This window comes from Marinobacter iranensis (assembly GCF_029207565.1).
GTDB classification, from domain to species: Bacteria; Pseudomonadota; Gammaproteobacteria; order Pseudomonadales; family Oleiphilaceae; genus Marinobacter; species Marinobacter iranensis.
On the sequence record NZ_JANCMW010000070.1, the window covers coordinates 1 to 288 of the forward strand.

Here is a 288-nt window from a genome sequence, read left to right on the forward strand (position 1 = left end):
CTGGAAGGACTGGACCGCGGGCCTGGGTGGCGCGGTGTCGCTCAGCGGCGACCTCACCCATGGCGTGCAGCTCTTCGCCGGCGGCACCTATCGCAGGCTGATCGGCGATTTCGGCGATTCGCCGATCGTCCGCACCGCCGGCGCGCGCGGCCAGTGGCTGGGCAGTCTCGGCCTTGCCTACAGCTTCTGAAGCATCGCTGGACCTGGCCGGCCCGAACGCCTAAGACTCGGCCATCCCCGGGGGACCGCGCCTGAGCGGTTGAGAGTTGGCTGAAGCCAAGACCCGCT

1 protein-coding gene is annotated in these 288 nt (G+C 69.8%); it reads left to right on the forward strand.

Features of this window, described 5'->3' with window-relative positions; translation table 11 throughout:
• On the forward strand, positions 1 to 190 hold a 190-nt coding region (locus NLU14_RS21480), incomplete at its 5' end, for a MipA/OmpV family protein (RefSeq protein ID WP_275710460.1).
• Positions 191 to 288: the final 98 nt, after the last annotated feature.